Annotated in this window: 22 protein-coding genes and 1 tRNA gene; 15 read left to right on the forward strand and 8 right to left on the reverse strand. The window is 73.5% G+C overall.

From position 1 onward, the window contains the following. Positions 1 to 62: 62 nt before the first annotated feature. Together JGS22_RS19880 and JGS22_RS19885 are read right to left on the reverse strand one after the other, a co-directional pair. Entirely contained in the window at positions 63 to 383 is a 321-nt protein-coding gene (locus tag JGS22_RS19880) for a DUF202 domain-containing protein (protein WP_211040654.1), read from the reverse strand. Beyond that, positions 380 to 775 (reverse strand): YidH family protein, encoded by a 396-nt coding sequence (locus JGS22_RS19885; protein ID WP_211040655.1) that lies wholly within the window; start codon positions 773 to 775, stop codon positions 380 to 382. Before JGS22_RS19885 ends, JGS22_RS19880 begins: the two co-directional genes overlap by 4 nt. Before the next feature lie 273 nt (positions 776 to 1,048). On the opposite strand from JGS22_RS19885, the gene JGS22_RS19890 reads away from it, so the two are divergent. After that, the gene (locus JGS22_RS19890; protein ID WP_211040656.1) at positions 1,049 to 2,707 is read left to right on the forward strand and encodes an FAD-binding dehydrogenase; all 1,659 of its coding nucleotides are present in this window, start codon (positions 1,049 to 1,051) and stop codon (positions 2,705 to 2,707) included. Positions 2,708 to 2,869: 162 nt separating this feature from the next. Here JGS22_RS19890 and JGS22_RS19895 read toward each other — a convergent pair whose 3' ends face one another. Then, entirely contained in the window at positions 2,870 to 3,940 is a 1,071-nt protein-coding gene (locus JGS22_RS19895; protein ID WP_211040657.1) for an ATP-dependent DNA ligase, read from the reverse strand. Positions 3,941 to 4,016: 76 nt separating this feature from the next. Here JGS22_RS19895 and ligD point away from each other — a divergent pair, with 76 nt between their 5' ends. Beyond that, positions 4,017 to 5,027: a non-homologous end-joining DNA ligase gene (ligD, locus tag JGS22_RS19900; protein ID WP_211040658.1), complete on the forward strand. Its 1,011-nt coding sequence runs from the start codon at positions 4,017 to 4,019 to the stop codon at positions 5,025 to 5,027. A 242-nt stretch (positions 5,028 to 5,269) separates the two neighbouring features. Here ligD and JGS22_RS19905 read toward each other — a convergent pair whose 3' ends face one another. Next, entirely contained in the window at positions 5,270 to 5,521 is a 252-nt protein-coding gene (locus tag JGS22_RS19905; RefSeq protein WP_211040659.1) for a chaplin, read from the reverse strand. Positions 5,522 to 5,789: 268 nt separating this feature from the next. On the opposite strand from JGS22_RS19905, the gene JGS22_RS19910 reads away from it, so the two are divergent. The 9 genes from JGS22_RS19910 to JGS22_RS19950 all read left to right on the forward strand — a co-directional run bounded on the left by JGS22_RS19910 (position 5,790) and on the right by JGS22_RS19950 (position 17,784). Next, positions 5,790 to 6,878, forward strand: a complete 1,089-nt coding sequence (locus JGS22_RS19910) for a DUF3344 domain-containing protein (protein WP_211040660.1) — start codon at positions 5,790 to 5,792, stop codon at positions 6,876 to 6,878. A 160-nt stretch (positions 6,879 to 7,038) separates the two neighbouring features. Next, positions 7,039 to 8,214, forward strand: coding sequence for a glycosyltransferase family 4 protein (locus JGS22_RS19915; RefSeq protein ID WP_211040669.1), 1,176 nt, complete (start codon positions 7,039 to 7,041; stop codon positions 8,212 to 8,214). Further along, positions 8,211 to 9,674 carry an exopolysaccharide biosynthesis polyprenyl glycosylphosphotransferase gene (locus JGS22_RS19920; RefSeq protein WP_211040661.1) on the forward strand — a complete coding sequence of 488 codons (1,464 nt, stop codon included), beginning with the start codon at positions 8,211 to 8,213 and terminating at the stop codon, positions 9,672 to 9,674. Before JGS22_RS19915 ends, JGS22_RS19920 begins: the two co-directional genes overlap by 4 nt. Before the next feature lie 179 nt (positions 9,675 to 9,853). Further along, positions 9,854 to 11,209: an O-antigen ligase family protein gene (locus JGS22_RS19925; protein ID WP_372454286.1), complete on the forward strand. Its 1,356-nt coding sequence runs from the start codon at positions 9,854 to 9,856 to the stop codon at positions 11,207 to 11,209. Continuing rightward, positions 11,206 to 13,047, forward strand: coding sequence for a lipid II flippase MurJ (locus JGS22_RS19930; RefSeq protein ID WP_211040663.1), 1,842 nt, complete (start codon positions 11,206 to 11,208; stop codon positions 13,045 to 13,047). Before JGS22_RS19925 ends, JGS22_RS19930 begins: the two co-directional genes overlap by 4 nt. After that, positions 13,037 to 13,840 (forward strand): polysaccharide deacetylase family protein, encoded by an 804-nt coding sequence (locus tag JGS22_RS19935; RefSeq protein WP_211040664.1) that lies wholly within the window; start codon positions 13,037 to 13,039, stop codon positions 13,838 to 13,840. The genes JGS22_RS19930 and JGS22_RS19935 overlap by 11 nt, the downstream gene beginning before the upstream one ends. Then, the gene (locus JGS22_RS19940; protein WP_211040665.1) at positions 13,837 to 14,985 is read left to right on the forward strand and encodes a glycosyltransferase; all 1,149 of its coding nucleotides are present in this window, start codon (positions 13,837 to 13,839) and stop codon (positions 14,983 to 14,985) included. Before JGS22_RS19935 ends, JGS22_RS19940 begins: the two co-directional genes overlap by 4 nt. Positions 14,986 to 15,613: 628 nt before the next feature. Further along, on the forward strand, positions 15,614 to 16,627 hold the full coding sequence (locus tag JGS22_RS19945; protein WP_216815043.1) for a YveK family protein: 1,014 nt from the start codon (positions 15,614 to 15,616) through the stop codon (positions 16,625 to 16,627). Next, positions 16,624 to 17,784, forward strand: a complete 1,161-nt coding sequence (locus JGS22_RS19950) for a GNAT family N-acetyltransferase (protein ID WP_372454287.1) — start codon at positions 16,624 to 16,626, stop codon at positions 17,782 to 17,784. Before JGS22_RS19945 ends, JGS22_RS19950 begins: the two co-directional genes overlap by 4 nt. Before the next feature lie 257 nt (positions 17,785 to 18,041). On the opposite strand, the gene JGS22_RS19955 is transcribed toward JGS22_RS19950, so the two are convergent. Beyond that, a complete protein-coding gene (locus JGS22_RS19955; protein WP_211043183.1) occupies positions 18,042 to 19,301 on the reverse strand; it encodes a glycoside hydrolase family 26 protein in 1,260 nt (419 codons plus the stop codon). Positions 19,302 to 19,453: 152 nt separating this feature from the next. Here JGS22_RS19955 and JGS22_RS27160 point away from each other — a divergent pair, with 152 nt between their 5' ends. Beyond that, entirely contained in the window at positions 19,454 to 22,279 is a 2,826-nt protein-coding gene (locus tag JGS22_RS27160; RefSeq protein ID WP_308405763.1) for an NAD(P)-binding domain-containing protein, read from the forward strand. 68 nt (positions 22,280 to 22,347) lie between these two features. On the opposite strand, the gene JGS22_RS19965 is transcribed toward JGS22_RS27160, so the two are convergent. Continuing rightward, positions 22,348 to 22,432 (reverse strand) — tRNA-Leu (locus JGS22_RS19965). Positions 22,433 to 22,566: 134 nt separating this feature from the next. Here JGS22_RS19965 and JGS22_RS19970 point away from each other — a divergent pair. The 3 genes from JGS22_RS19970 (at position 22,567) to JGS22_RS27165 (ending at position 25,230) form a co-directional block, all read left to right on the forward strand. After that, entirely contained in the window at positions 22,567 to 23,898 is a 1,332-nt protein-coding gene (locus JGS22_RS19970) for a M20/M25/M40 family metallo-hydrolase (protein WP_211041495.1), read from the forward strand. A gap of 177 nt (positions 23,899 to 24,075) precedes the next feature. Continuing rightward, the gene (gene chpH / locus JGS22_RS19975; protein WP_211041496.1) at positions 24,076 to 24,309 is read left to right on the forward strand and encodes a chaplin ChpH; all 234 of its coding nucleotides are present in this window, start codon (positions 24,076 to 24,078) and stop codon (positions 24,307 to 24,309) included. A gap of 156 nt (positions 24,310 to 24,465) precedes the next feature. Then, positions 24,466 to 25,230, forward strand: coding sequence for a chaplin (locus JGS22_RS27165; protein WP_211041497.1), 765 nt, complete (start codon positions 24,466 to 24,468; stop codon positions 25,228 to 25,230). Positions 25,231 to 25,341: 111 nt separating this feature from the next. Here the strand turns inward: JGS22_RS27165 and JGS22_RS19985 are convergent, their stop codons facing one another. Together JGS22_RS19985 and JGS22_RS19990 are read right to left on the reverse strand one after the other, a co-directional pair. Then, the gene (locus tag JGS22_RS19985; RefSeq protein WP_211041498.1) at positions 25,342 to 25,530 is read right to left on the reverse strand and encodes a DUF5703 family protein; all 189 of its coding nucleotides are present in this window, start codon (positions 25,528 to 25,530) and stop codon (positions 25,342 to 25,344) included. A 394-nt stretch (positions 25,531 to 25,924) separates the two neighbouring features. After that, entirely contained in the window at positions 25,925 to 26,335 is a 411-nt protein-coding gene (locus JGS22_RS19990; RefSeq protein ID WP_211041499.1) for a peptidase inhibitor family I36 protein, read from the reverse strand. Positions 26,336 to 26,461 lie beyond the last annotated feature (126 nt).

The raw sequence follows: 26,461 nt of genomic DNA on the forward strand, positions 1-26,461 counted from the left end.
GATCCTGCCGACTGGCCGGTACGCAGTCCAGCCCCTTCCGGCCCCGGGGCTTGAACCGCGCGCTATCCGCCCCGCAGGAGCAGCAGTCCGGCGCCCGCCGCGGCCGGCGCGATCGCGCAGCCGCAGACCAGCGCGAGATGCCGGGGGCGCGCCGCGACGGGCGCGGCGCACAGCAGGCGGCGCAGCCTGCGGTGCGCCGCCACCAGCAGCCCCAGCCACGCCGCGACCGCGACCGCCACCGCCGCCCAGCCCAACACCCCGCCGGAGGCGACGAGTTGGTGGCGCACCGTGAGCAGCAGCACGACCGTCGCGGCGAGCGTCGTGCGCCGCCAGGCGAGCCGGGTGCGTTCGGGCTGGGCGCCCGGATCGCGTACCCCGCTCACCGGTCCGGGCCGAACACCAGCGCCGCGGCGACCAGCAGCGAGGCGAGGGCCGTGCTTACGGCCAGCAGCGCCGGGAAGTGCGAGGCGGGCAGCGGCTCACCGCGGCGCATCGCACGCTCGCACCGGGCCCAGTGGTGGATCGCCCGTACCGCGCACAGCGCGCCGCCGGCCAGCAGCGCCACCGCGAGGACGGTCCGGGGCAGGTGCGCGAGTCCGGTCAGGAACTGGTCGACCGCCAGCCCGCCGGCGACCAGCGCGAGCGCGGTCCGTATCCAGGCGAGGAAGGTGCGTTCGTTGGCCAGCGAGAACCGGAAGTCCGGCGCACTGCCCTCCGCCTCCATCCGCCGGGGCGAGACCCACAGCATCACGTCCTGGCGCAGCCTGCCGCCCATCACTCGCACTCCTTCGTGCCTCGCCGTCCGCGAGTCGGTCGACGCCCGCGTCCCGTGGATCATCCGCCATCGGGGCGCGCGCCGCCCAACCCGCGCCGCCGCGCCCCTGCGCGCCCCACCCGCGCCGCCCGCGCGCGCCCGAGCCGTGCCGCCCGCGCGCGCCCGAGCCGTGCCGCCGTGTCCGGACGACGCGGCGGACGGAACCCGTCCGCGGGGCCATCCGTTGGCGCAGAAATCTTGACGGTGCACCTACCCACAAGTAATTCTTCGCGCATGTCGTACGACGCGGACGTCATCGTGATCGGTGCGGGCCTGGCGGGTCTCGCCGCCACCGCCGAACTCTCCGAGGCCGGGCGGAGGGTCATCCTTCTCGACCAGGAGCCAGAGCAGTCGATCGGAGGGCAGGCGCACTGGTCCTTCGGCGGGTTGTTCTTCGTGGACTCCCCGGAGCAGCGCCGGATGCGCATCCGCGACAGCTTCGAACTCGCCTGGCAGGACTGGCTCGGCACCGCCGGCTTCGACCGCGACGAGGACCACTGGCCGCGCCGCTGGGCGGAGGCGTACGTAAACTTCGCCGCCGGTGAGAAGCGCTCCTGGCTTCGGCAGCAGGGTCTCAAGCTCTTCCCCGTCGTCGGCTGGGCCGAGCGCGGCGGTTACGACGCCACGGGCCACGGCAACTCCGTACCCCGCTTCCACATCACCTGGGGGACCGGGCCGGGTGTCGTGGAGCCCTTCGAGCGCCGGGTGCGTGCGGGTGTCGCGGCGGGCCGCGTGGAACTGCGGTTCCGGCACCGGGTGACCGGGCTGAGCCGGACCGGCGGGACCGTCGACACCGTCTCCGGAGAGGTGCTGGCGCCGAGCGCGGCGCCGCGCGGCACTCCGAGCGGCCGGGAGAGCGACGAGAGCTTCGAACTGCGGGCCCAGGCGGTCATCGTCACCACCGGCGGCATCGGCGGCAACCACGACCTCGTACGCGCCAACTGGCCCCGGCGGCTGGGGACTCCGCCGAAGAAGATGCTCAGCGGGGTGCCCGAGCACGTCGACGGCAAAATGCTCGCGATCGCCGAGGGTGCGGGCGGCCGGCTGATCAACGGGGACCGGATGTGGCACTACGTCGAGGGCATCGAGAACTGGAACCCGATCTGGCCGAAACACGCCATCCGCATCCTGCCCGGCCCCTCCAGCCTCTGGCTCGACGCCACCGGCAAGCGGCTGCCGGTCCCGCTCTTCCCCGGTTTCGACACGCTCGGCACCCTGGAACACATCCAGCGGACCGGCTACGACTACACCTGGTTCGTCCTCACCAGGAAGATCATCGAGAAGGAGTTCGCCCTCTCCGGCTCGGAGCAGAACCCCGACCTCACCGGGCGCAGCATCCGCGATGTGCTCGGCCGGGCCCGCGGCGGCCCGCCCGGCCCCGTGCAGGCTTTCATGGACAAGGGCGCCGACTTCATCGTGGAGCAGGACCTCGGCCGGCTGGTCGCCCGGATGAACGAGCTGTCCGGTGACTCGCTGATCGACGAGAGCGCGCTGCACCGCGAGATCTCCGCCCGCGACCGCGAGATCGACAACACCTTCACCAAGGACCTCCAGGTCACCGCCATCCGGGGCGCCCGCAACTACTTGGGCGACAAGCTGATCCGGGTCGCCTCGCCGCACCGGCTGCTGGACCCCAAGGCCGGCCCGCTGGTCGCCGTACGGCTGAACATCCTGACGCGCAAGAGCCTCGGCGGGCTGGAGACCGACCTGTCCGCGCGGGTGCTCACCGAGGACGGCACCCCGCTGCCCGGCGTGTACGCGGCGGGCGAGGCGGCCGGATTCGGCGGTGGCGGTGTGCACGGGTACCGCTCGCTGGAGGGGACGTTCCTCGGCGGCTGCCTCTTCTCCGGCCGCACGGCGGGCCGGGAGGCCGCCAAGGCGATCGGCGGGTAGCCGCAACCCCGGCGGGCGTACGGGGACGTGCGCCGTGGTCCCACGGACCGGCGCCGCCCGTCCCGGGCAGTTCGTACGGGCCGGTACGGCCCCCGCGCGGCGGCCCGGGACGGACGTCCGCCGGCCTGCACTCGCGCAGGCCCGTAGGGGCGCGCCGGTGCGTCAGTCCCTGGGTCGGCCGCCCAGGGCCTCGGCCAGGTCGTAGCGGACCGGCTCCTCGAGCTGGGCGTAGGTGCACTGGCGCGGTTCGCGGTCCGGTCGCCAGCGCCTGAACTGCGTGGTGTGGCGGAAGCGGTCGCCCTGCATGTGGTCGTACGCCACCTCCACCACTCGTTCGGGACGCAGCGGCACCCACGACAGGTCCTTCTTCCCCGTCCAGCGGCTCGGACCGCCGGGCATCCGGCTGTGCTCGTGCGCGGCATCGTCCTGCCAGGCGCCCCAGGGGTGGTCCGCCGAGTCCGTGCGCAGCGGCGCCAGTTCCGTCATCAGCTCCTCCCGCCGCCGCATCGGGAAGCTCGCGCACACCCCGACGTGCTGGAGCACGCCCGACTCGTCGTAGAGCCCGAGCAGCAGCGAACCGACGACCGGACCGCTCTTGTGGTGCCGCAGCCCCGCCAGCACGCAGTCCGCGGTCCGCTCGTGCTTGATCTTCACCATGAGCCGCTGGTCCGGCCCGTACGGAAGGTCGGGGCGCTTGGCGACGATGCCGTCCAGCCCGGCGCCCTCGAAGCGCTCGAACCAATGGCGCGCGACCTCCGGGTCGTCGGTGGCCGGGGCCAGCCGCACCGAACCGTCGGCCCCGTGCAGCGCCTCGGCAAGCAACCGTCTGCGGTCGACCAGCGGGGCCTCCAGCAGCGAACGGTCCTCCAGTGCCAACAGGTCGAACGCGACGAAGGCGGCGGGGTGCTCCGCCGCCAGTTTCCGCACCCGCGAGTCCGCGGGGTGGATGCGCTCCAGCAGGGCCTCGAAGTCCAGCCGGTCGCCGCGCACGACGACGATCTCGCCGTCGACCACACAACGCGGGGGCAGTGACCGGCGCAGCGCGTCCAGGAGTTCGGGGAAGTAGCGGGTCAGGGAGTTGGTCGAGCGGCTGGTCAGCTCGACCTCGTCGCCGTCGCGGAAGACCAGGGCCCTGAAGCCGTCCCACTTCGCCTCGTAGTGCATTCCGGGCGGGATACGGGCCGCGGCTCTGGCGAGCATCGGCTTCAGCGGCGGCATCACCGGGAGGTCCATGCGGCGATTGTCCGCCCGCGGCCGAGCCCCCGCCCGCCGAGCGGCGCACGCGATCGCCCGGGGCTAGCGTGGACGGATGGCCGACAGCGTGGAACTGCGGGCGGGCGAGCGGACGGTGCGCCTCTCCCACCCGGACAAGGTGTACTTCCCCGCGAGGGGCTTCACCAAGCTGGATCTCGCCCGGTACTACCTGGCTGTCGGGGACGGCATCACCCGCGCGCTCCGCGACCGCCCGACCACCCTGCAACGCTTCCCGGACGGAGTGGACGGCGAGTCCTTCTTCCAGAAACGGGCACCGAAGAACCTGCCCTCCTGGATCGACACCGCCCGGATCTCCTTCCCCAGCGGGCGTCACGCGGACGAGATCTGCCCCGCCGAGACTGCCGCGGTCCTGTGGGCCGCGAACCTCGGCTGTCTCACCTTCCACCCCTGGCCGGTACGCCGCGAACGCCCCGATCACCCCGACGAACTGCGCATCGACCTGGACCCGCAGCCCGGCACCGACTTCGCCGACGCCCGGGCCGCGGCGGGCGAACTGCGCGAGCTGCTGGAGGAGTTGGGCCTTCGCGGCTGGCCCAAGACCTCCGGCGGCCGGGGGCTGCACGTCTATGTGCCGATCGAGCCGCTGTGGACCTTCGTCGACGTCCGCAGGGCCGCCATCGCCATCGGCCGCGAACTCGAGCGCCGCGCCCCCGACCGGATCACCATCGCCTGGTGGAAGGAGGAGCGCGGCGCCAGGATCTTCGTCGACTACAACCAGATGGCCAGGGACCGCACCATCGCCGCCGCGTACTCCGTGCGTCCGACGCCCCACGCCACCGTCTCCGCGCCGCTGCGCTGGGAGGAGTTGGCGGACGCGGAGCCCGCCGACTTCGATCTGGCGACCATGCCGGAGAGGTACGCGCGGGAGGGCGATGTGCACGCGGGCATGGACGATGCACCCGGCCGACTGGAGACCGTGCTGGAGCTGGCCGAGCGACACCGCCGCGACCACGGCCAGGAGGACATGCCGTACCCGCCCGACCATCCCAAGATGCGCGGAGAACCCAAGCGCGTACAACCCAGTCGGGCCCGCAGCAGCGACTGACGCGAAGGCGGGCGCACACACGTACGGCGAGGCGGGCGCGGGGGAGCACGGGCACGGGAGCGCGGCAACCGCACGCGCCGGAGGAGACCGCACGCGTTTGAGGACCCGCACGCCCGAGAGCCCGCGCCGAGCGGCGGGCGTGAGGCGGGCGGAGGCGGGCGTGCGAAGAGGCGGGCGGAGGAAGAGTCCTCCGCCCGCCTCTCGCGCGTGCGGGCCTCGCGCGCCGAACGGGCGCGCTCAGCTCACTTGTTGATGCAGGTGTTGCCGAACGCGGGGTTGAGCGCACCGATGACGTTCACGGAGTTGCCGCAGAGGTTGATCGGGATGCTCACCGGAACCTGGATGACGTTGCCGCTGAGGACGCCGGGGGAGTGCGCGGCGACGCCCTGCGCGCCCGCGCCCGAACCCTCGTGCGCCACCGCGCCGCCCGCGCTGCCCAGGGCGAGCGCGCAACCGGCGGCGACCATGGTCCCGACCTTCACGATGTGCTTCATGACTTACTCCTCAACCGAGGTGAAAAGGGGTCACCGCAGTCAACGAACGGCCGTCGGTCGGGATACGGCGCCGTGCACAAATGGCGTAGCGGGATTACGAAAAGAGGCACAGTGTTGACGGTTCGGTCAACACGACGTACTCCCGCCCCAGTTGGTGCGACCAACATGCATTTCCCCAATCAGCGCGTCTGACGTGAGTTGCCACTTTCTTTCTGTCACTCTGCACTACTGCTGAGGTAGGTCGTTCACAGAAATCGGAGAGCACGTCGTGCGAACGAATTTCAGTTCTGCGGGTCGCGGTGCCTGGTGTGTGCTCGCGACGGCGCTTGCCGTGTCGGTGCTGCCGAGCGCCGCGGTTTCGGCGCCCGGGGTGAAGGAGCAACTCCCCTTCACCCAGCGGTACTCGACAGTGCAGCACGGCGGGTTCGCGCAGGCGGCCAACTCCGCGATCACCTGCCGGTCGATGGTGAGGAAGGGCGCCGGTCCGTGCCCGGCCGCCCAGCGCGGCGCGGGCGTCAACGGCGACTACGAGATGTTCTACATCGACGTCGACGACGATCCGGACACCTACAACTCCAGCCGTGCGCAGCTGAAGCTGCCGTCCGGGTCGAGAGTCACCCACGCCCGGCTGTACTGGGGAGGCAACCTGCGCGTCGGCGAGCAGAAGCCGCCGAAGGACAACGGCCGCGTACTCCTCGCCGAGCAGGGCGGTTCCTACACGGAGGTGTTCGCCGACTCCGTGATCGCGCACCGCACCACGAAGCTGACCGACTCCTACCAGGCCTCGGCCGACGTCACCGACCTGGTCCGCCGCAGCGGCTCGGGCTCCTACACCGTCGCCCAGTTGAACGTCGCGATGGGCCACTCCGCCGCGGGCGCCTGGGGCGGTTGGACGATGGTGGCCGCCTACGAGAACGACCGCTCGCCCGAACGCCGGCTGGCCCTGTGGGACGGTTACCGCAGCGTCACCCCCAAGGGGGGAGACGCACGCGTCACACTCACCGGGCTCGGTATTCCCGCGGGCTCGCGCGGCACCGCGTCCGTGGTGGCCTACGACGGTGACCGCGGCGTCACCGGCGACGGCTGGCAGATCGCGGCCAAGGGGAAATCCCCGATGCGACTCAACAATTCGGCCAACCCCGCGGCGGACGCGATGAATTCCACCATCAGTGATCTGGGTCGGCCGGTGAAAAGCCGAGAGCCGGCCCACGAGAACACGCTCGGATACGACTCCGACCGGTTCGACGTCACTGCCGCGGTCAAGCACGGCGCGGATTCCCTCTCCTTCTATTTCACGCCCGGCGCCGACGGTTTTCACCTCGGTGTGCTCGCCGTGGCGGCGACAACCGGGAGCTGAAATTCCGGAGTTCCGACGCCACCGGAAACCAATTCCACTGGCCGGTGCACCCGGGGGAGATCAATACGTGTCGTACGACGGACAGTTCGGCGGGCCGCCGGACGGACGGTTCCACGGCCCGCGCCACCGAGCACAGCAGACCGCGACAGCCGAACCCCGGGTGCCGGGCGTCCGCCGCCGGCCCAGCGTGCTGCATCTCTCCCAGCCGGTCGAGGGAGGGGTCGCCACGGTCGTCACCGATCTGGTCGCGGCTCAGCGGCGGGCGGGCCTGGAGGTGCACCTGGGGTGCCCGCCGGGGCCGCTCGGGGAGTCCGCCCGGGCTGCCGGTGCGCGGGTGCACGACTGGCCCGCTGGCCGCGGACCGGGCCCCGGTCTGTTCACGGAGGTCTGCCGGATCGCCGGTCTCCTGGACAGGCTCCGCCCGGACCTGCTGCATCTGCACAGTGCCGAGGCGGGCCTCGCCGGTCGGCTGGCCGCACGCGGACGGGTTCCGACCGTGTTCCAGCCACATGCCTGGTCCTTCGAGGCCGTTACCGGCACCGCCCGCGCGCTGGCGCTGAAGTGGGAGCGCCGGGCCGCGCGTTGGACCGGCCGTCTGCTGTGTGTCAGCGAGGCGGAGCGACGTCGCGGCGAGGACGCGGGTGTGCTCGGCGACTGGACGGTGGTGCCCAACGGCATCGACCTGGGCCGCTATCCGCTCGACCTCACCACCGCCACCGACAGCCGCCGTACCGCCCGCGCCGCGCTGCCCGAGTGCGCCGCGCTGCCGCCCGAGGCGCCCCTGGTGGTCTGCGTCGGCAGGCTCAGCGAGCAGAAGGGCCAGGACGTGCTGCTGCGTTCCTGGCCCACCGTCACCGCCCGGCATCCGCACGCGCTGCTGGTGCTGGTGGGCGACGGCCCGGCTGCCGGGACGCTCCGGGCGGCGGCACCCGCGGGCGTGGTGTTCGCCGGCGCCGTCCGCACGGTGCGGACCTGGTACCAGGCCGCCGACCTGGTCGTGCTGCCCTCGCGGTGGGAGGGGATGGCACTCGCCCCGCTGGAGGCGATGGCGTGCGGCCGACCGGTGCTGCTGACCGATGTCGCGGGCGCGCGCGAGTGCCTGCCGAACGGCCACGCCGCCCGTCAACTGGTGCCCGCCGACGACCCGTTCACTCTGGGCCGCGCGCTGGGCGAGCTGCTGGCCGAACCCCGGCGCCTCGTCGCCGCCGGGATCGAGGCCCGCGCCCATGTCACCACGAACCACGATGTGCGCCGGAGCGCCGCGGAGGTGGGGGACCTGTACCGCGAACTGCTCCGGCGCCCGCACCAGGACCGCAGGGAGCGCCTCGCCCGATGACCGCAGACAGCACCGAGACCTCAGGACCGCTCACCGGCCCCGCGGGCCCCCCGCGAAAGAGCCCGCTCCCCTTCCCGCCGCCGCGCACCGCGGCCGACCCCGGCGCTGCGCGGCGCCGCCCCCGCCGAGGGCCGTCCGTACGGGCGGCGCTGGTCTCGGACTGCCTGGCGATGACGGCCGCCCTGACGCTCGTCGCCTCCGAGACCACCACGCTCCCGCCGACTGCGCTCGCCGCGGGGCTGCTCGCGGTCCTCGCCCTGAACAGGCAGGCAGGTCTCTACCGCAGCCGCCCGTCGCCCTCCGGCCTCGACGAGGTGCCGGCGCTGTTCGCGAGCGCCGCGCTGGCATGGGCCGTGACCGCCGCTCTCGCCGCGTCGGCCGACCCCGAGCACGCCATGGCGCTGCCCGCCCTGCTGTCGCTGCTGACCCTGCACACGGTGCTGGCGACCGCCGGCCGGTCCGCGACGTACCGGCTGCGCCGGGTGCGCGGCAGGCGCCGGCCGCGCTCCACTCTGATCGTCGGGCTCGGGCCGACCTCCAGGACTCTGGCGGCGGCGCTGCTCGCCCGGCCGGAGTACGCGATGCGGCCGGTGGGGCTGGTCGCGTGCGGCCCGGGCGAGCAACACGTCGGCGAGCCACCGAGGCTGCCGGTGCTGCGCACCTCCGAGGACGTCACCCGGGCCGTGATCCAGAACAGCGTGCGGGACGCGGTCCTCACCCGGCCGCCGGCGGGACCGGAGCTCGCCGCGCTCGTCGACCACCTCGCCTCGCTCGGTTGCGCGGTGTGGTGCGTCGGCGGGCCCCAACTCCCCGCAGCCAGGCCCGCCGGCCAGCTCTGGGGCTTCGCCTGCAGCCGGATCCTGCCGCCGCCCGCGCGCACCCCCGCGCACACGGGCAAGAGGGCCTTCGACATGGCCTCGTCCGGTCTCGCGCTGCTGCTGCTCTCGCCGCTGCTGGCGCTCTGCGCCCTCGCGGTACGGCTGTCCGACGGACCCGGCGTCCTCTTCCGGCAGGAGCGGGTGGGCCGGGACGGACGCCCCTTCACGGTGCTGAAGTTCCGCACCCTGCGCCCCACCGACCCGTACGAGGCGGCCACTCGGTGGAGCGTTGCGGACGACCGGCGGATGAGCGCAGTCGGACACTGGATGCGCCGTACCTCGCTGGACGAGCTGCCGCAGCTGTGGAACGTGCTGCGCGGCGATATGAGCCTGGTCGGGCCGCGGCCCGAACGCCCCTTCTTCGTCGCACGGTTCAGCGAGGTCCATCCGCACTACGGGGCCCGGCACCGGATGCCCGTCGGCATCACCGGCCTGGCCCAGGTCCACGGCCTGCGCGGCGACACCTCCATCGAGGACCGGGCGCGCTTCGACAACCACTACATCGACACCTGGTCGCCGTGGCTGGACATGTCCATTCTGCTGCGCACCGTCGGCTCCGTCTTTCGGCAGGGCGGGAGCTGAGCGTGCGTCAGTGCCCGCCGACGGCGCCCCCGCCACCTGCGTCGCGTACGGCGCCCCCGCCACCTGCGTCGCGTCCGGCGCCCGCGTCCGCGCCTGTGCCCGCGTCCGCGTCGCGTCCGGCGCCCGCGTCCGCGCCGCGTCCGGCGCCCGCGTCCGCGCACGCCCCCGCACGGCCGCCTGTGTCGCGTACGGCGCCCGGGCCCTCGGCGGGCGGGTGGCGTCTCCGGGTGCGGCGGTCGCTGCCGCTGCTGCCGGCGCTCGCGGTCGTGGTGCTGGTCTGCGCCCCGGCCGGCGGCGCGGACCCGGGGCAGGGCGCGACCGTCGGCCCGGCGGACCTCGCCTCGGCGGTACTCGTCGGCTGGATGGCGCTCACCCTGGTGCGCCGCGGCGCCAGGCCGCTCACCGCCCGTGCGGCGCTGCTGCTGGCCCTGCCCGCGCTCGGCGTCACCGTGGCGACGATCGCCTCCTTCGATCCGGCGGCCGGCCTGCCCGGTTATGTCCGGACGCTCCAGATCTTCGTGCTGGTTCCGGCCGCGGTGGTGCTGCTGCTGCGCGACCGACGGGACTTCGCGGTGCTGGGCGGCGCGCTCGTCGTGCTCGCCCTCTTTCAGGGAGCGGTCGGCGTCCACCAGTACGCCACCGGTACCGGTGCCTCGTACCGGGGCGCGGACATCCGCGCGGTCGGCACCTTCGGAGCCGTCGATGTGATGGGCATGTCCACGCTTGTCTCCTACGGACTGGTCCTCGCCCTCGCTCTCGGGCTGCTGCCCCCGCCGGGCAGCAACCGCCGGCTTCGCGTGTTCGCGCTGGCCGCCGCCGGACTGCTCGCGGTGCCGCTGGTGCTGTCCTTCAGCCGGGGTGCGTGGATCGCCACCGGGGCGGCCGTACTGGCCGTACTGCTGCTGTCCGGGCGGAGGTTGGCGCTGCGCACCCTCGCGGTGACGGGCGCGCTGGCCGTGGTGCTGGTCGGCGGCGCGGGAGTGGGGGGCGAGCTTGTCGGCGAACGGCTCGGCAGCATCACCGAGGTGGCCGACGCCCCCGACCAGTCCGTGACCGACCGGTACAGCATGTGGGCGGCTGCCGTGTCCATGTGGCAGCGCGAACCCCTGACCGGCGTGGGGCCGAGGGGCTTCCCCGAACACCGCGACGGCAACGCCTCGCTGGCGCTCTCCTCGGGAGGCGACACCGCGGGCGCCGGCAGCGACTTCCACCGCGAGCCGCTGCTCTCCCCGCACAACATGTACCTGCTGGTCCTCAGCGAGCAGGGGCTGCTCGGACTGACCGCCCTGGCAGGGAGCTGGGCGGCGCTGCTGCTGCTGGGCCTGCGGTCGCTGCGGGCCGAACGGCGGGCGTACGGGGCTCCTCCCGCCTGCGGGGCCGCCGCCGTCGGACTGCTCGTGTGGCAGCTGGTCGACTTCCTCTACGCCGACATCGGCGGCCCGTCGACGGTGCTGACCGCGCTGGTGCTCGGGCTGGTGGCCTGGTGGGCGCTGCGCGGCGCGGACACGGTGCCGCCCGCCGGAGCCGCGCGATGAACGACCGCACCGCACAGGACCCGACCGCACAGGACCCGACCGCACCCGGCCCGATCGCCCAGGACCCGACCGGGCACGACCCGACCGCCCTCGGCGAGCCACCCGAGGCACCCGAGGCACCCGAGCCACCCGAGCCACCCGAGCACCCTGAGCGGCCCGAACCGCCGCCGGACCGGCCCGCCCCGGAGCCCGATCGGCTCGCCACCGGCCCCCCGAAGCCCGCCGACAGACCCACCGACACCTCGCCGCTGGGTCGGGTGCTCGCGCGCGCCGCCGTCTGGACCGCCGCGCTCACCGCGCTCGGCTCACTGCTGGGACTCATCCGGGACCAGACCATCGCCCACCTCTTCGGTGCGGGCAGCGACACCGACGCGTTCCTCGTCGCCTGGACGGTGCCGGAGTTCGCCTCCACCCTCCTGATCGAGGATGCGATGGCGCTGGTCCTGGTCCCGGCGGTCAGCCTGGCGCTCGCCCGGCGCGCCGAGCAGTCGGGCCGCCCGCTGGACCCGGTGCGCGAGCTGGTCGCCGGCACCCTGCCGCGTCTGGCGCTCGTACTGGCCGCCGTGGCGGGGTGCGCGGCGCTGGGCGCGCCGCTGTTCGTCGCGGCTCTGGCTCCCGGCCTGGAAGACCCTCAACTGGCCGTTCAATGCACCCGGTTGACCGCACTGACGCTGCTGAGCTTCGGCATCACCGGCTACTTCAGCGCCACCCTGCGCGCCCACCACTGCTATCTGCCGCCCGCGGCCGTGTACGCCGTGTACAACCTCGGCATCATCGCCACCGTCCTGCTGCTGCACGACCGCTGGGGCGTGGTGGCCGCCGCGGCCGGTGTCGCGGTCGGCGGTGCGCTGATGACGCTCGTCCAGCTGCCGTCGTTCCTGCGCAGACTGCCGCGCCGAAGCCCCGCACCCCGGCTGCGCGGCCGTGCCCGGGCACCCCGGTCGCTGATCAGCGTCGGGCTGCTGGCGCCGGTGGTGACGTTCGCACTGGGCCGCCAGGCGCAGGTGCTGGTCGAACGGTTCCTCGGCTCAGAATTGCCCGCGGGCGCGATCTCGCACCTGAACTACGCGCAGAAGATCGCCCAACTGCCCATGGTGCTCTCGCTGATGGTCTGCACGGTCACCTTCCCGGTGGTGGCCAGGGCGATGGCCGAGGGCCGGCGGGAGGACGCCCGCCGACGGGTGGAGCGCGACCTCTCGCTCGCCGCGCTGATCGTGCTGCTGGGCAGCGCGTACGTCCTGGCGCTGGCCCCGCAGATCGTCGAAGTCCTCTTCCAGCGCGGCGCGTTCACCGCCTCCGACACCGCCGCCACCGCAGCGGTGATGCGGGTGTACGCGCTCGGGCTGCTCGGCCACAGCATGGTCGGAGCGCTGGCCCGGCCGTTCTTCTCCGCCGCGCGCCCGACCTGGTACCCGGCGCTGGCCATGGGCACGGGGCTCGCCGCCACCATCGCCCTCGGAGCGTTCGCCACGCCGCACTGGGGGATCCACGGCATCGCCGGGGCCAACGCCGCCGGCATCACCCTTGCCGCGCTGCTCCTGCTGCGCGGTCTCAGCCGCCGCATGATCGCCATCGAGGTGCCCGCGGTGCTGGGCGGTGTCGGCCGACTGCTGGTGGCCGCCGCCGCGGCAGCCGGCGCCGGGCTGCTCGCCGTCCCGCTCTTCGGCGGCGCCGCGCTGCCCGCGGCGGTGCTCGGGGCGGCGCTGGTGGCCGCGGTCTTCACCGCCGCCGCGCTGCTGCTGCGCGCACCTGAGGTGCCGCCACTGATGTCCGCCGCTCGCCGCGCCGTGGGGCGAGCCGTCACCCGAGTCGAACGAAAGGTGCGTCATGTCCGCTGACCAGGCGTCCGCACACCGCAACCCCATTCCGCGCGCGCGCCGCACACCGCTGCCGCCGTGGATCCTGATGTACCACTCCGTCGCCCTGACCGCGCAGGACCCGTACCAGATCACCGTCTCCCCGCACCGCCTCGACCAGCAGCTGCACTGGCTCGCCCGCAGCGGTCTGACGGGTGTCAGCGTGCGCGAACTGCTGCGCGCCAGGGCGGCCGGACGCGGCTCGGGACTGGTCGGGCTGACCTTTGACGACGGCTACGCCGACTTCGTCGAGCACGCGCTGCCGCTGCTGCGGCGACACGACTTCGGGGCCACTCTCTTCGTACTGCCCGGCAGGCTCGGCAAGGACAACGCCTGGGACCCGCTCGGGCCGCGCAAACCGCTGCTGACGGCGGAGGGCATCCGGGCGGCGGCCCGCGCCGGCGTCGAGATCGGCTCGCACGGGCTCCAGCACGCGAACCTCCCGGCCGGCGACGACACCGTGCGCAAGCAGGAGACCGCCTACAGCAGGCAGTTGCTCCGCGACATCACCGGCCGGGCGCCCGAGGGCTTCTGCTACCCCTACGGCGCGGTCGACGAACGCTCGGCGCTGGCGGTGCGCAGGGCCGGGTACAGCTACGCCTGCGCCATCGACCCCGGCACGCTCACCGGCCCGTACGCCCTGCCCCGCGCCTACATCGGCCAGAACGACGGACGGTTGCGGCTCCAGCTCAAGCGCATGCTGCACCCGCTGCGCCGGCGCCCGCTCGGCGAGGAGCCCCAACTGCCCACCGTCGGCAGGGAGGCGAGCCGATGAGAGCGCTGCACATCATCACCGGTCTGGGAGTGGGCGGCGCCGAGCAGCAGCTGCGGCTGCTGCTGCGCCATCTCCCACTGGACTGCGACGTGGCGACCCTCACCAACCCCGGCCCGGTCGCCACCGGCATCCGGGCCGACGGACGACGCGTCTTCCACCTCGACATGCGGGGCAACCGCGACCTGTCCGCACTGCCCAGGCTCACCGGACTCATCCGGCACGGCCGCTACGACGTGGTCCACACCCATCTCTACCGGGCCTGTGTCTACGGCAGGGCCGCCGCCCGGCTCGCCGGTGTGCGTGCGGTCATCGCCACCGAACACTCCCTGGGCGCCGCGCAGATCGAGGGCCGCCCGCTCAGCCTCGGCAACCAGGCGCTCTACCTCGCTTCCGAGCGGCTCGGCGCCACCACCGTCGCGGTCTCCGACACCGTCGCCCGGCGGCTGCGCGACTGGGGCGTGCCCAGGCCGCGCATCGAGACCGTGCCCAACGGCATCGAGGCGGCGCGCTTCCGCTTCGCCCCCGCCGCGCGCAAGGGAGCACGGGCGCTGCTCGGCATCCCGCCCGGCGCCTACGTGGTGGGTGCGGTGGGCCGCCTGGTGCCGGGCAAGCGGTTCGACGGGCTGCTGCGGTCGGTCTCCGCACTCCCGCAGGCACGGCTGCTGCTGGTCGGCGACGGACCGGAGCGGGAGAACCTGCTGCGGCTGGCGTCGGAACTGGGCTGTGCGGATCGGATGCTGCTGCCGGGCGAGAGCAGCGATCTGCCGTCCAGCAGCGCACCTCCGCTGCCGGTACTGCTGGCCGCGATGGACGTGCTGGCCTCCCCGTCCCGCGAGGAGGCGTTCGGACTGGTGGTGTTGGAGGCGCTCGCCGCCGGCCTGCCGGTACTGCACGTCACCTGCCCGGCGATCGACGAACTCCCGGCCAACGAGGCGCCCGGAGCCCGCCGTATCGGCCCGGAGCCCGCCGACCTCGACGCGGCGCTGCAACAGCACCACCGCGCCTGGGCGTTGGGCCTGCCGACCCGCCTGCCCGTACCCCGTGCGGTCGAGCGCTACGACATCTCCCGCAGCGCCGACCGACTGATGGCCATCTACGAGCGTGCCGCCGGCGCACGCATCGGCAACCAGGTGAGTGAACGATGACGCAGACCGAACAGGCGCCCCCCGCCTCCGAGTCCGCCCCCGGGCCCGGGGGCGGACTCGGAGGCGGGGGGCGCCTGTTCGGTCTGCGTCATCGTTCACTCACCTGGTTGCCGATGCGTGCGCCGGCGGCACGCTCGTAGATGGCCATCTACGAGCGTGCCGCCGGCGCACGCATCGGCAACCAGGTGAGTGAACGATGACGCAGACCGAACAGGCGCCCCCCGCCTCCGAGTCCGCCCCCGGGCCCGGGGGACCGGAGGGCCGCGGCGACTCCGCGTCCCCCGGGGCGCACCAGCAGGGCGAGGCCGCCGACCAGTCCGCCGGTGCAGGCGCCGACCGCGGTGGCCACCGCGGTCGGCGCTGCGGGAGATGTCGTAGCGCTCGACCGCACGGGGTACGGGCAGGCGGGTCGGCAGGCCCAACGCCCAGGCGTACGGCCGGATCGCGACCAGCCCCGCCGTACTCGCTGCCGCCCAGCGCACCTCCGGGGTGGCGACTGTCCCGTACCCGGCTCCGCACAGGGCCCCCAGCGCGACACCCGCGGCCAGCGGCCACCAGCGCGGCAACGTCAACCGCCGCAGCCGCGCCGCGCGGACGGGTCGGCGCGGCTGCGGCGCGGCTGCGGCGGTTGACGTTGCCGCGCTGGTGGCCGCTGGCCGCGGGTGTCGCGCTGGGGGCCCTGTGCGGAGCCGGGTACGGGACAGTCGCCACCCCGGAGTACAGCGCGACCGGTTACGTCGTGGCGGTGCCGGGTGAGCGGGGCGACCCGGCGACCGCGCTCGGCTTCGCCCAGGCGTACGGCCGGATCGCGACCAGCCCCGCCGTACTCGCTGCCGCCCAGCGCACCTCCGGGGTGCCGTTGCCCGAACTGCGCGAGCGGGTACGGTCGGCCACCTCTCCCGACGCTCCGATGATCGAGATCACCGGCACCGCCACCCACCCGCAGCGGGCTGCGTCGACCGCCAACGCGGTCGCCGCCGCACTGACCGACTCCAGCCGGGACGCGGCGCGCAGCACCGGCGTACGGCTGACGGTGCTGACCGCCGCCCACGCGCCGACCGCGCCCAGCTCCCCGGCCACCCCGGTGGCCACCGCGGTCGGCGCCTGCACCGGCGGACTGGTCGGCGGCCTCGCCCTGCTGGTGCGCCCCGGGGGACGAGCCGGCGGACGCACCGCGGCGACACCGGAGCAGCCACGGACCGACGACCCCGGCCTGCTCGACGACCCCGGGCCGGTCGGCGGGAACGAGCCGTCTGCTGCGGTCGGTTCGTTCGAGGCCGTCGCGGCGTCCGCGCCGGAGGGCCGTTTCACCACTCGCCGCGACCCCGCTCCGGCGAAGTCGTCGACCAAAGCCCTGCGCAAGCCCCCGACGAAGTCCTCGCCCACCTCCCCGACGAAGTCCTCCGCCCGAACCCGGCCCAGGACCTCGGACGACACCACGGCCACCACCTCGGAAGGGCAGGCGGACGTGACGGCGAGCGGGACGACCGCAGCCGGGAAGCAGGGCGCGACCTCCGGTGGGAGGAGCCGCAAGCGCACGACGCCGCGGCGCACCGGGCCCGTCGAACAGTCCCGCACGCCCGCGCAGGAACAGCTCACGACCGCCGCCTCCGAGGAGACCCCGAACGGAGCGGCACGGTGAGCGGGGCCGAACCGTCCGCGATGCGGGTGACGTTGTGCCGCGACCCGGACGGGCTCGCCGCGCTCGCGCCGGAGTGGGCGCGACTGCACCGCGCCTGTGGGACCGCGACCCCCTTCCAGAGCCATGCCTGGCTGCACTCCTGGTGGCTCTCCTACGGCGTACCGAACCGGCTGCGGGTGGTCCTGGTGCGCGAGGGCGACCGACTGGTGGGCGCGGCGCCGCTGATGCTGACCCACCAGCCGTACCCGGTACTGGTGCCGCTGGGCGGGGGGATCTCGGACTTCTTCGACGTCCTGCTCGACGACGACCGGGCCGGCCCCGCCGGACGGGCGCTGACCCGGGGGCTGGAGCGGCTCGCCCGCACCGCGCTGCTGGATCTGCGCGAGGTGCGCCCGCACGCCGCCGTCGAACGGGTCCACCGGGAGTGGGACGGGCCCACGCGGCGGCGCGCCGACTCGGTCTGCCTGGAACTGCCCGGCGCACCGCTGCCGGAGCTGCTCCAGCGCCTGCCGGGACGCAACGCCCGTCGGTTCCGGGCCAAGCTGCGGAGGCTGGAGGCGCTCGGTATCGAGGAGCGCACCGTGCCGCCGCACGAGGTCGCCGGCGCGGTGGGCACCATGCTCCGACTGCACGGTATGCAGTGGCGCGGGCGCGGTGTGACCCCCGAGCATCTGCGGCCCCGGTTCGCCGAGCACCTGGTGCGGGCCACCAGCCAGATGGTGCGCAGCGGCGACGCCGTGCTCACCGAGTTCCGGCTCGGCGGCCGGGTGGTGGCGGGTGATGTGACGCTGCTCTCCGCGGAGTTGGCGGGCGGCTACCTCTACGGTGCGCACCCCGAGCTGCGCGAGCAGAAGGTCGACATCACGACAATGCTGTTGCGGCACGACGCCCGCCAGGTGACCGAGAGCGGGCGACGAGTGCTGAGCATGCTGCGCGGCACCGAACCGTACAAGCAGCACTGGCGCCCCGAACGGGTCGTCAACCAGCGGCTGTTGCTGTCCGGTCGGACCACGGCCCCGGCGCTGCTGGTGCATCTGGCCCGACTGGACGCACGCGACCGGTTGGCCGACGCCGTACGGGACCGGCTGCCGGAGCTGCGGCGTCGGGCCGAGCGACTGCGCGCAGCGGTCCCGTGGTCGGCCGGCGGTACGGGGTGAGCCCGCGTGTCGCCGCCGTACGCTCCTCCCGCGAACCCGTCGCCGGCCCGACCGGTCCGCACGGGGCCGGTCCGCACGGGGTCGGCTCGCGCAGGGTCGGCTCGCACAGGGTCGGCTCGCACGGGGCCGGTCCGCACGGGGCCGGTCCGCACGGGGTCGGCTCGCGCAGGGCCACACCACGCACGGGTGGTCCGCGCGTTCGCGGCAGGGCGCGGCCGGTGCACGGGCGGGGAGCCGCACCGCCCGTGCACCCGGCCTCAGTCGGAGGCCTCCCGGCGGCTTCCCTCGGGGGTCTCGGCCGGCAACTCCGGTCGTGCGCACCCCTGTTCGTCACCGCGCCCGGCCCACTCGTGCAGCGGCAGCGTCGGACAGCGGGCGGCGCCGGAGACGGACGGGTCGGGGCGTACGCCCTCCTCTCGCCCGGCGTGCTCGACCAGCCGTTCGGCGATCTCCTTGCGGAAGATCGCCGCGGAGCGCGGGTTCTCCGAGCACTGCCAGACTCCGTGCGGGCAGTAGTCGGAGATCGTCTGGTACAGCGGCCGGTGCTCCTTCATCCAGTCCAGCATCCGCCGCATGTAGTCGTCGTTGTCGCCGTTGCGGAAGAGGCCCCACTCCGGATAGGAGATCGGCTTGCCGCGTGCGGCGGCGAAGTCGACCTGGTGCCGCAGACCGTAGGGCTGGTTGATGTGGTCGTCGAAGTCGTCGCCCGGCGGCTGGTCGTAGGAGTCCATACCGATGATGTCGACGACGTGGTCGCCCGGGTAGCACTTGGTCCAGGGGATGTCGTCGGTGCCGCGGTTGGGGGCGAAGTCGAAGCGGAAGTCCTGGCCCGCCACGCCGCGCATCGCGCCCACGATGCGCTTCCAGTAGGCCTTCCACGCGTCCGGATCCGGCCCGCAGCGGTGGGTGTAGGTCGTGCCGTTCATCTCCCAGCCCAGCACCACGATGGTGTCCGGCACGCCGAGGTCGACCAGGCGCCGGGCCAGCTTCGTGAAGTGCCGGTCGAACTGCCCGTCGGCGCCCGCCCTGAGCAGCTCGCGCACCTCGTGGTCGGGGACGTTCTCCTCGTTGCGCTCCAGCATGGGCACGTTCAGCACGAACAGCCGGTCCTGCTTCTCCTGCCGCCAGCGGGCCCAGCCCTCCAGCAGCCCCGGCGTCCCCTCGATGTTGGACCACAGATCGCCCGGCAGGTAGGTGTGGCCCACGCGCAGCCCCGAGTCGCCCAGCCAGCGCTCCATCGCGCCGAGGCGCGGAATGGTTTCGGGCCCCGAGGCCAGAAAGGCGCCGACCGCGCCGGGGACCTGCTGCCCGCCGCCCGCCCTCGGCGCGCCCGGCCCGGCTGCCGGACCGCTGGAACCGCCCGGTGGGTTCGCCGTGTTCGGCGGGGGAGCCGCGTCGCTGCGGGCGTCACCGAGCCCGTCCCGGTCCCGGTCGAGGTCGTACGGGCCCGCGAACAGCAGGCCGGCTGCCGCGACCACCGCGCAGCCGCCCGTCAACCAGCGACGCCTGTGGGTCATGTGGGACTCCTTCCGGACCGGCTGTTGCACCGTTCGGCGCACGACTGAACGTAATCAGCCGATCGCCCTAATGGGCTGTTCGGTTCTCCGGCCCGTAGCCCATTCGAGGAATGTGTCCCCCACTCGGCCCATTGACGTGAAGGACCGACGCGATGCCGTCGTACGACAACCCGGTGCCCGCACTGCTGCTCCGTCTCGATGCGAACCCCTTCCACCACGGAACTCTCGCCGCCGTCCGCTCACTTGGGCGCGCGGGCGTGGAGACGCACGTCCTGCTCGACGGACCGGTCGGTCCCCTCGGACGCTCCCGCCACCTCACCCGCCTCCACCGTCCGGGCCCCGAGGGCACCGCCGGGACCGCCCCACTGCTGCGCCGACTGCGTGAGATCGCGGCGGAGATCGGCCGACCGGCCGTACTCCTGCCCCTGGACGACCGCGGCGCGCTCGCCGTCGCCCGGCTCTGCGAGCACCTCGCGGGCCACTACCTGCTGCGCCACCCGGACCCCGCCCTGCTCGAACGGGTCGCGGACAAGGGCGAGTTGGCCGCGCTCTGCGCCGCGCACGGCATCGCTCACCCGGAGACCCGCAGCCCCCGCAGCGCCTCCGAGGCCGCCCGCGCCGCCCGCGAACTCGGACTGCCGGTGGTCGCCAAATGGAGCAGGCCCTGGCAGCTGCCGCCCGGCTCCGGGTTGCGCAGCACGACGGTGCTGTACGAGCCCCGCCAGGCGCACGCGCTCCACGAGGCCGGTGCCGCCCGGATGCCGTACGGGCCGGGCGACTCCGCCGCGTCGGACGGCAGCGGTCCCGGGGAGGAACACGGCGGCGGCCGGCTGCTGCTCCAGCGCCGACTGCCCGCCAGGCCGGGCTGCGACTGGTTCTTTCACGGCTACATCGACGCGGCGGGCCGGCTGTTGGCCGGCGGCACCGGCCGAAAGGAACGCTGCTGGCCGCCGTCGGCAGGGCTCACCGCCACCGGCCGCTGGGTCCCCAACTCCCGCCTCGAACGCATCGCCACCGGGTTCGCCGCCGCCATCGGCTACCGAGGCATCCTCGACCTGGACTTCCGCCACGAGGCCGCCGGCGACACGTACCACCTGCTGGACTTCAACCCCCGCCCCGGCGCACAGTTCCGGCTCTTCACCGACGCCAACGGCCTCGACGTCGTGCGCGCCGCCTATCTCGACCTCACCGGCCGCCCCGTGCCCGTGCACACTCCGCTGCCCGGACGGCGGCTCGTGGTCGAGCAGTACGCCCTCGCCGCCACCCTGCTCGCCCCCGTGCGCCGCTCCGACCCGTCCTGCCGGCGCCCGCGCACGACCGGTCGCGAGACCGCCTGGTACGCACGGGACGACCCGCTGCCGTTCCTGGCGCTGCTCGCGGCGCTCCAACGCCGCCTGGCCACGCGGCTGTTCTGCCGGCTGCGGCGGACGCTGCGCCGCCGTACCCCGGCCGTCCCGCCGGCTCGTACCCGCGCCGTGGACCGTACCCGGAGCACGGCTGGTACGCGCGCCGCGGACCGGAGCGGCGCCCGCGGCGCGGCGGGAGCCGAGACGCGTGGGCCCGCCGACCCCGTGCCGCGGGCGCCGCGCCCCCGCCACCCCGCAGCGTCCGGGGCGTCCGCGCCACCCGAGCCACCCGGTGCGGATCCCCGCCGTGCCCCGTCCCGCCCCGTCCGCCCCGGTACGCACACCGGGCGGCACCACCTCCAGGGGAGAACACCGATGCATGACCTGCTAGTCGTGGGCGCCGGCCCCTACGGCCTGTCCATCGCCGCGCACGCCGCGAGTGCCGGGCTGCGGGTACGGATCTTCGGCCGTCCCATGGCCGCCTGGCGCGACCACATGCCGCGCGGCATGTACCTGAAGTCCGAGCCCTGGTCCTCCAACCTCTCCGACCCCGCCGCCGTGCACACGCTGGCCGCCTACTGCGCGGACCGTGGAGTCGCCGCGGGGCACGGCGAACCGCTGCCGATCGACACCTTCACCCGCTACGGTCTGTGGTTCGCCCAGCAGGCGGTGCCGCCGGTCGAGGAGCGCACCGTGACCTCGGTGCGGCCCTACCTCGACCACTACCAGGCCCGAACCGACGACGGCGAGGTGATCTACACCCGTACCGTCGCGCTCGCGGTCGGCGTGCTGCCCTTCGCCCATCTCCCCGAAGAGGTACGGGAGTTGCCCGCGCAGTACGTCTCGCACAGCAGTGATCTGCGCGATCCGGCCGCCTTCCGCGATCTGGACGTCACCGTCCTCGGTGCCGGGCAGGCCGCGCTGGAGACCGCCACCCTGCTGGCGGAGGAGGGGGCCCGCCCCCGGGTCGTCGCCCGCTCCGCCGGACTCGCCTGGAACACCGCTCCGCAACCGCTGAAGCGCCCGCTGCTGCGCCGACTGCGCGACCCCCACTGCGGGTTGGGCACCGGCTGGCCGAGCTGGGTCTGGTCCGAGGCGCCCTGGGCGGTGCGCGCACTGCCGGCCGCCGCCCGGCTGCGCATCGCCGACCGCGCGCTCGGCCCGGCCGGCGCCTGGTGGCTGCGGGAGCGCTGCGAGGACTGCGTACCGGTGCGGCTGGGCCGTACGTTGCGCAGCGCCGCACTGCGGGGACGCCGCGTCGGGCTGGAGCTGCGCACCGCCGACGGCGGCCGGGAGCGGATCGAGACCGACCACGTGGTCGCGGCCACCGGCTTCGTACCCGACCTGGACCGGCTGGCGCTGCTCAACCCGGCGACCCGGGCGGCGCTCCGCAAGCTGGGGGCGAGCCGGGCACCGAAGCTGGGCGCGGGCTTCGAGTCCTCGCTCCCCGGGCTCTACTTCGCCGGGCTGCTCGCCGCGCCCGCGTTCGGGCCGGCCATGCGCTTCGTCCACGGCGCGACCTTCACCGCCGAACGTCTGGTGCGCGATGTGCGCCGCCACCTCGCCGGCCCGCGCGCCGCCAGGCTGCCGCGTCCCGCCGAGCCGGCGAAGCCGCTCGCTCGGCAGCGCTGAGCCGCAGGCTCCCGGGCGCACGACGAAGCGGCCGGTCGGGAATCTCTCCCGACCGGCCGCCGATTCTGTGTCCGAGGGGGGACTTGAACCCCCACGCCCGATAAAGGGCACTAGCACCTCAAGCTAGCGCGTCTGCCATTCCGCCACCCGGACCGGTGGTCCACAGGCCGTTGGCCTGCGACGGGGTCAACGATAACACTGCGATCGACGTCCTCGATCACGGGTGCTCTTGGGCGGTGCGGGGGAAAGCGGGAGGATGGGGCGAGAAGCTACTTCAGGGAGGCAGCGTGAGCGCATCGGGCCCTTCGGCCGGTGGGAACATCACAGATGAGGACGAGGTCGTCGACCTGTGCCGCGATCTGATTCGGATCGACACGAGCAACTTCGGCGGTGGGGAGGCCAGAGGTGAGCGCGCGGCGGCCGAGTACGTCGCCGAGAAGCTGGCCGAGGTCGGCCTCGAGCCGGAGATCTTCGAGTCCGCTCCCGGGCGGGCGTCCACCGTGGCCCGCATCGAGGGTGAGGACCCCTCTCGCCCTGCGCTGCTGATCCACGGTCACACCGACGTCGTCCCGGCGAACGCGGCGGACTGGACCCATGACCCGTTCTCCGGCGAGATCGCCGACGGCTGCCTGTGGGGGCGGGGCGCGGTCGACATGAAGGACATGGACGCGATGACCCTGGCGGTCGTGCGGGAGCGGATGCGCAGCGGGCGCAAGCCCCCGCGCGACGTGGTGCTCGCTTTCATGGCCGACGAGGAGGCGGGCGGCCTCTACGGGGCGCGGCACCTGGTGGACCACCACCGCGATCGCTTCGAGGGCGTCACCGAGGCGATCGGCGAGGTCGGCGGGTTCTCCTTCACCGTCAACGAGAATCTCCGCCTCTACCTCGTGGAGACGGCCCAGAAGGGCATGCACTGGATGCGCCTGACGGTCGAGGGGACCGCGGGCCACGGTTCGATGACCAACAACGACAACGCCATCACCGAGCTCTGCGAGGCCGTCGCCCGCCTCGGCCGGCACAAGTTCCCGGTCCGGATGACCAAGACAGTTCGCTCCTTCCTCGACGAGCTCTCCGACGCCCTCGGCACCGAGCTCGACCCCGAGGACATGGAGGAGACGCTCGCCAAGCTCGGCGGCATCGCAAAGATCATCGGCGCGACTCTCCAGAACACCGCCGCGCCCACCCAGCTCGGTGCCGGCTACAAGGTCAACGTCATCCCCGGCCAGGCCACCGCGCACGTCGACGGCCGCTTCCTGCCCGGCCACGAGGAGGAGTTCCTCGCCGAGCTGGACAAGGTGCTAGGGCCGCGGGTCAAACGGGTGGACGAGCACGCCGACCGCGCGCTGGAGACCACCTTCGACGGAGCGCTGGTCGACGCGATGCAGAACGCGCTGCGGGCCGAGGACCCGATCGCCCGCGCGGTGCCGTACATGCTCTCCGGCGGTACGGACGCCAAGCACTTCGACGACCTCGGCATCCGGTGCTTCGGCTTCGCGCCGCTCCAACTCCCGCCGGAGCTGGACTTCGCCGGGATGTTCCACGGGGTGGACGAGCGGGTACCGGTGGACGGGCTCAAGTTCGGCGTACGGGTCCTGGACCGTTTCCTCGACCAGGCGTGAGACGCGGGACGGACCGGTCGCGGGCCGAAGTGCCGTGCGCGGCAGGCGAATTCGGGCGGGTGTGCGTGCTTACTCAGGAAGAGTGAATCGCGGCGGCAGGTCGTAGCCCGCCCCCGTACTCCTCGTTACACGTGATGCGGTCCGCAGGTTGGATCGCTTTGCCAACTAGGAGGAAAAATGCTCAAGAAGGTCGTCGCAGCCGCGGCTGCCACCGGTGGTCTGGTTCTCGCAGGCGCGGGTGCCGCCGTCGCCGACTCCGGTGCGCAGGGTGCCGCTGTGCACTCCCCGGGCGTCGTGTCGGGCAACGTTATCCAGATTCCGGTCCACGTGCCCGTGAACGTCTGCGGCAACTCCATCAGCGTCATCGGGCTGCTGAACCCCGCCTTCGGCAACACCTGCGTCAACGACTGAGATCTGTTGACTCGATCCCCCAGGGATTAACGCCGCGACCCCGGAGCGCGCGCCATGCGCTCCGGGGTCGCCGGGTTCCGGGCGAGCAGGTGCGACTGCCGGCGCAATGCCACGCCCCGCTCGCGTACTCGCAAGCAGATAAGGCAGGAAACAACCATGCGACAGGTCACCAGAAAGAGCTTGGTGTCCGTTGCCGCCGCGGGCGGCGTGCTCGCACTGGCGAGCGGTACCGCGTACGCGGACTCGGGCGCCCAGTCAGTCGCCGAGGGTTCTCCCGGCGTGCTGTCCGGCAACAACGTCCAGGTACCCGTGAACGTGCAGGTGAACATCTGCGGCAACACGGTGTCCGTGATCGGACTCCTGAACCCGGCCGTGGGCAACTTCTGCGCCAACGTGAGCGACAGCTCGCACAAGGGCGGCCACGGCGAGCACCGCGCCGCCCAGGACGGCAGTGACTCCTCCGCCACCCAGACGCGGTCCGGCGGCGGCAACGAGAGCGGTTCCGGCGGTGCCGGAGCCCAGGGCGTCGCCAAGGGCTCGCCGGGCGTGCTGTCCGGCAACAACGTCCAGGTCCCGGTCGACGTACCGATCAACGCCTGCGGCAACAGCGTCAACGTCGTCGGCGCGCTGAACCCGGCAATCGGCAACGAGTGCGTCAACGACTCGACCCCCGAGAAGCCGGCCCCCGAGAAGCCGGAGCACCCGGAGAAGCCCGAAGCTCCGGAGAAGCCTGCTCCCGAGAAGCCCGAGGCTCCGGAGAAGGAGACCCCCGAGCGGGTCGTCGAGCCCCAGACCGAGCAGTCGCAGCCCGAGTTGGCGCAGACCGGGGCCCCGGCCCTCGGAGCTGCGGCTCCCGTGGCCGTCGCGATGATGCTCGGCGGCTATGTGCTGTTCAGGCGGGGCCGCGTCGCCCAGCGCTGACACAGCAGGCGCCGCGGGTGCACCCGGTTGGGAACGGACGCGGCGCCCGTAAGCACACCAGGAGCGGGTCCCGCAGTCGCGGGGCCCGCTCCCGCTGTCTGCGCTCCCGCCTCACCAGGTCGCGCGCAGCTGGCGGATGATCCGCCGACGCAGCCGTACCCGCCGACTCCCGTCCGGATGCAGCCGCAACCTGTCCAGCTCCCAGTGCCCGTACTCCGCGTGCTCGGTGAGCAGACGCGTCGCGGCGCTCCGGGAGACGCCTCGGGGGACGTACACATCGCGAAACTCGTATTCCGGCATCGAACGTGAAACCGATCCAATCTCCCAGTTCAGAGACGTGCGACCACGATCCGCTCACAGGTCGTCCCGCGCTGGGCTAGAAGAGACGTCGCAGGAGATCGTCCAGCTTCTCGGCACTTCCCTCAGACTCTCCCGGTCCGGGCGAACGTACACGTGCCGGGCGGGGCCAAGTCTGCGTGATCCGGACGGCGGCCGGAAGCGAGTCCGCGTGTCGTGTCCGCCGGGACCGCAGTCGGCAGCGACGGTACGGGCGCGAGGGGGCGGCCCGGGAGGCGGCAACGGGTACGGGCCCCGGGAGCGGCGATCCGCTCCCGGGGCCCGTACCCGTTACATCCGCACTCTGCTGCGGAGCACCCTCAGCAGCAGGCCTGCTGCTGTCGGGCGGAGTACCGGCTCAGCACTCGCCGGTGAACCACTTGTGCGACTTGAGCTTGACCCCGGACCCCGGGAAGGACCCTCGGCCCTCGTCCCAGCCGACGTGTAGGCAGTACGAAGTGCCGGTGAAGTTGAAGCCGGTGTAGGCCCTCACGTGGTCCAGCGGACCCACATAGCCGTTGTTGTAGAACGACTTGAAGGTGGTGTTCAGGCAGGTCTGGTTGACCCACCTCGCTTCCGTGCCGTCGCTGCGGCACGAGACTCCGGTGCCACCGGCCCCCGAGTAGAAGCACACATTGCCCTTGGCGCAGTTCCACGCGGCCTGCGCCCTCGTGTCCTCCGCGGCCTGGGCAGTGCCCGGCGCGATGAGGATCGCCGCTCCGGCGGCGGTGGCCGCAGCGGCGGCGGCCAGTGCTCGGGCCTTCTTCATAGTTGCCCCCATTTTCCCTGGACAGACGGCGTCACCTGCCCGCCGCCGCGCCCCCCACAGGTACGCACCGACCACTGTGGAGGCGTCAACCCGATGCGGGTACCTCGTACTTCCGAGGTACCCGCA

This window comes from Streptomyces tardus, from assembly GCF_018101125.2.
GTDB lineage: Bacteria > Actinomycetota > Actinomycetes > Streptomycetales > Streptomycetaceae > Streptomyces > Streptomyces tardus.

Bases quoted from the DNA above. Each gene is read 5' to 3' on its own strand.
- JGS22_RS19885 (WP_211040655.1), bottom strand. From the start codon at position 775: ATGGGCGGCAGGCTGCGCCAGGACGTGATGCTGTGGGTCTCGCCCCGG.
- JGS22_RS19890 (WP_211040656.1), top strand. From the start codon at position 1,049: ATGTCGTACGACGCGGACGTCATCGTGATCGGTGCGGGCCTGGCGGGT.
- JGS22_RS19895 (WP_211040657.1), bottom strand. From the start codon at position 3,940: ATGGACCTCCCGGTGATGCCGCCGCTGAAGCCGATGCTCGCCAGAGCC.
- ligD (WP_211040658.1), top strand. From the start codon at position 4,017: ATGGCCGACAGCGTGGAACTGCGGGCGGGCGAGCGGACGGTGCGCCTC.
- JGS22_RS19905 (WP_211040659.1), bottom strand. From the start codon at position 5,521: ATGAAGCACATCGTGAAGGTCGGGACCATGGTCGCCGCCGGTTGCGCG.
- JGS22_RS19920 (WP_211040661.1), top strand. From the start codon at position 8,211: ATGACCGCAGACAGCACCGAGACCTCAGGACCGCTCACCGGCCCCGCG.
- JGS22_RS19930 (WP_211040663.1), top strand. From the start codon at position 11,206: ATGAACGACCGCACCGCACAGGACCCGACCGCACAGGACCCGACCGCA.
- JGS22_RS19935 (WP_211040664.1), top strand. From the start codon at position 13,037: ATGTCCGCTGACCAGGCGTCCGCACACCGCAACCCCATTCCGCGCGCG.
- JGS22_RS19940 (WP_211040665.1), top strand. From the start codon at position 13,837: ATGAGAGCGCTGCACATCATCACCGGTCTGGGAGTGGGCGGCGCCGAG.
- JGS22_RS19955 (WP_211043183.1), bottom strand. From the start codon at position 19,301: ATGACCCACAGGCGTCGCTGGTTGACGGGCGGCTGCGCGGTGGTCGCG.
- JGS22_RS27160 (WP_308405763.1), top strand. From the start codon at position 19,454: ATGCCGTCGTACGACAACCCGGTGCCCGCACTGCTGCTCCGTCTCGAT.
- chpH (WP_211041496.1), top strand. From the start codon at position 24,076: ATGCTCAAGAAGGTCGTCGCAGCCGCGGCTGCCACCGGTGGTCTGGTT.
- JGS22_RS27165 (WP_211041497.1), top strand. From the start codon at position 24,466: ATGCGACAGGTCACCAGAAAGAGCTTGGTGTCCGTTGCCGCCGCGGGC.
- JGS22_RS19985 (WP_211041498.1), bottom strand. From the start codon at position 25,530: ATGCCGGAATACGAGTTTCGCGATGTGTACGTCCCCCGAGGCGTCTCC.
- JGS22_RS19990 (WP_211041499.1), bottom strand. From the start codon at position 26,335: ATGAAGAAGGCCCGAGCACTGGCCGCCGCCGCTGCGGCCACCGCCGCC.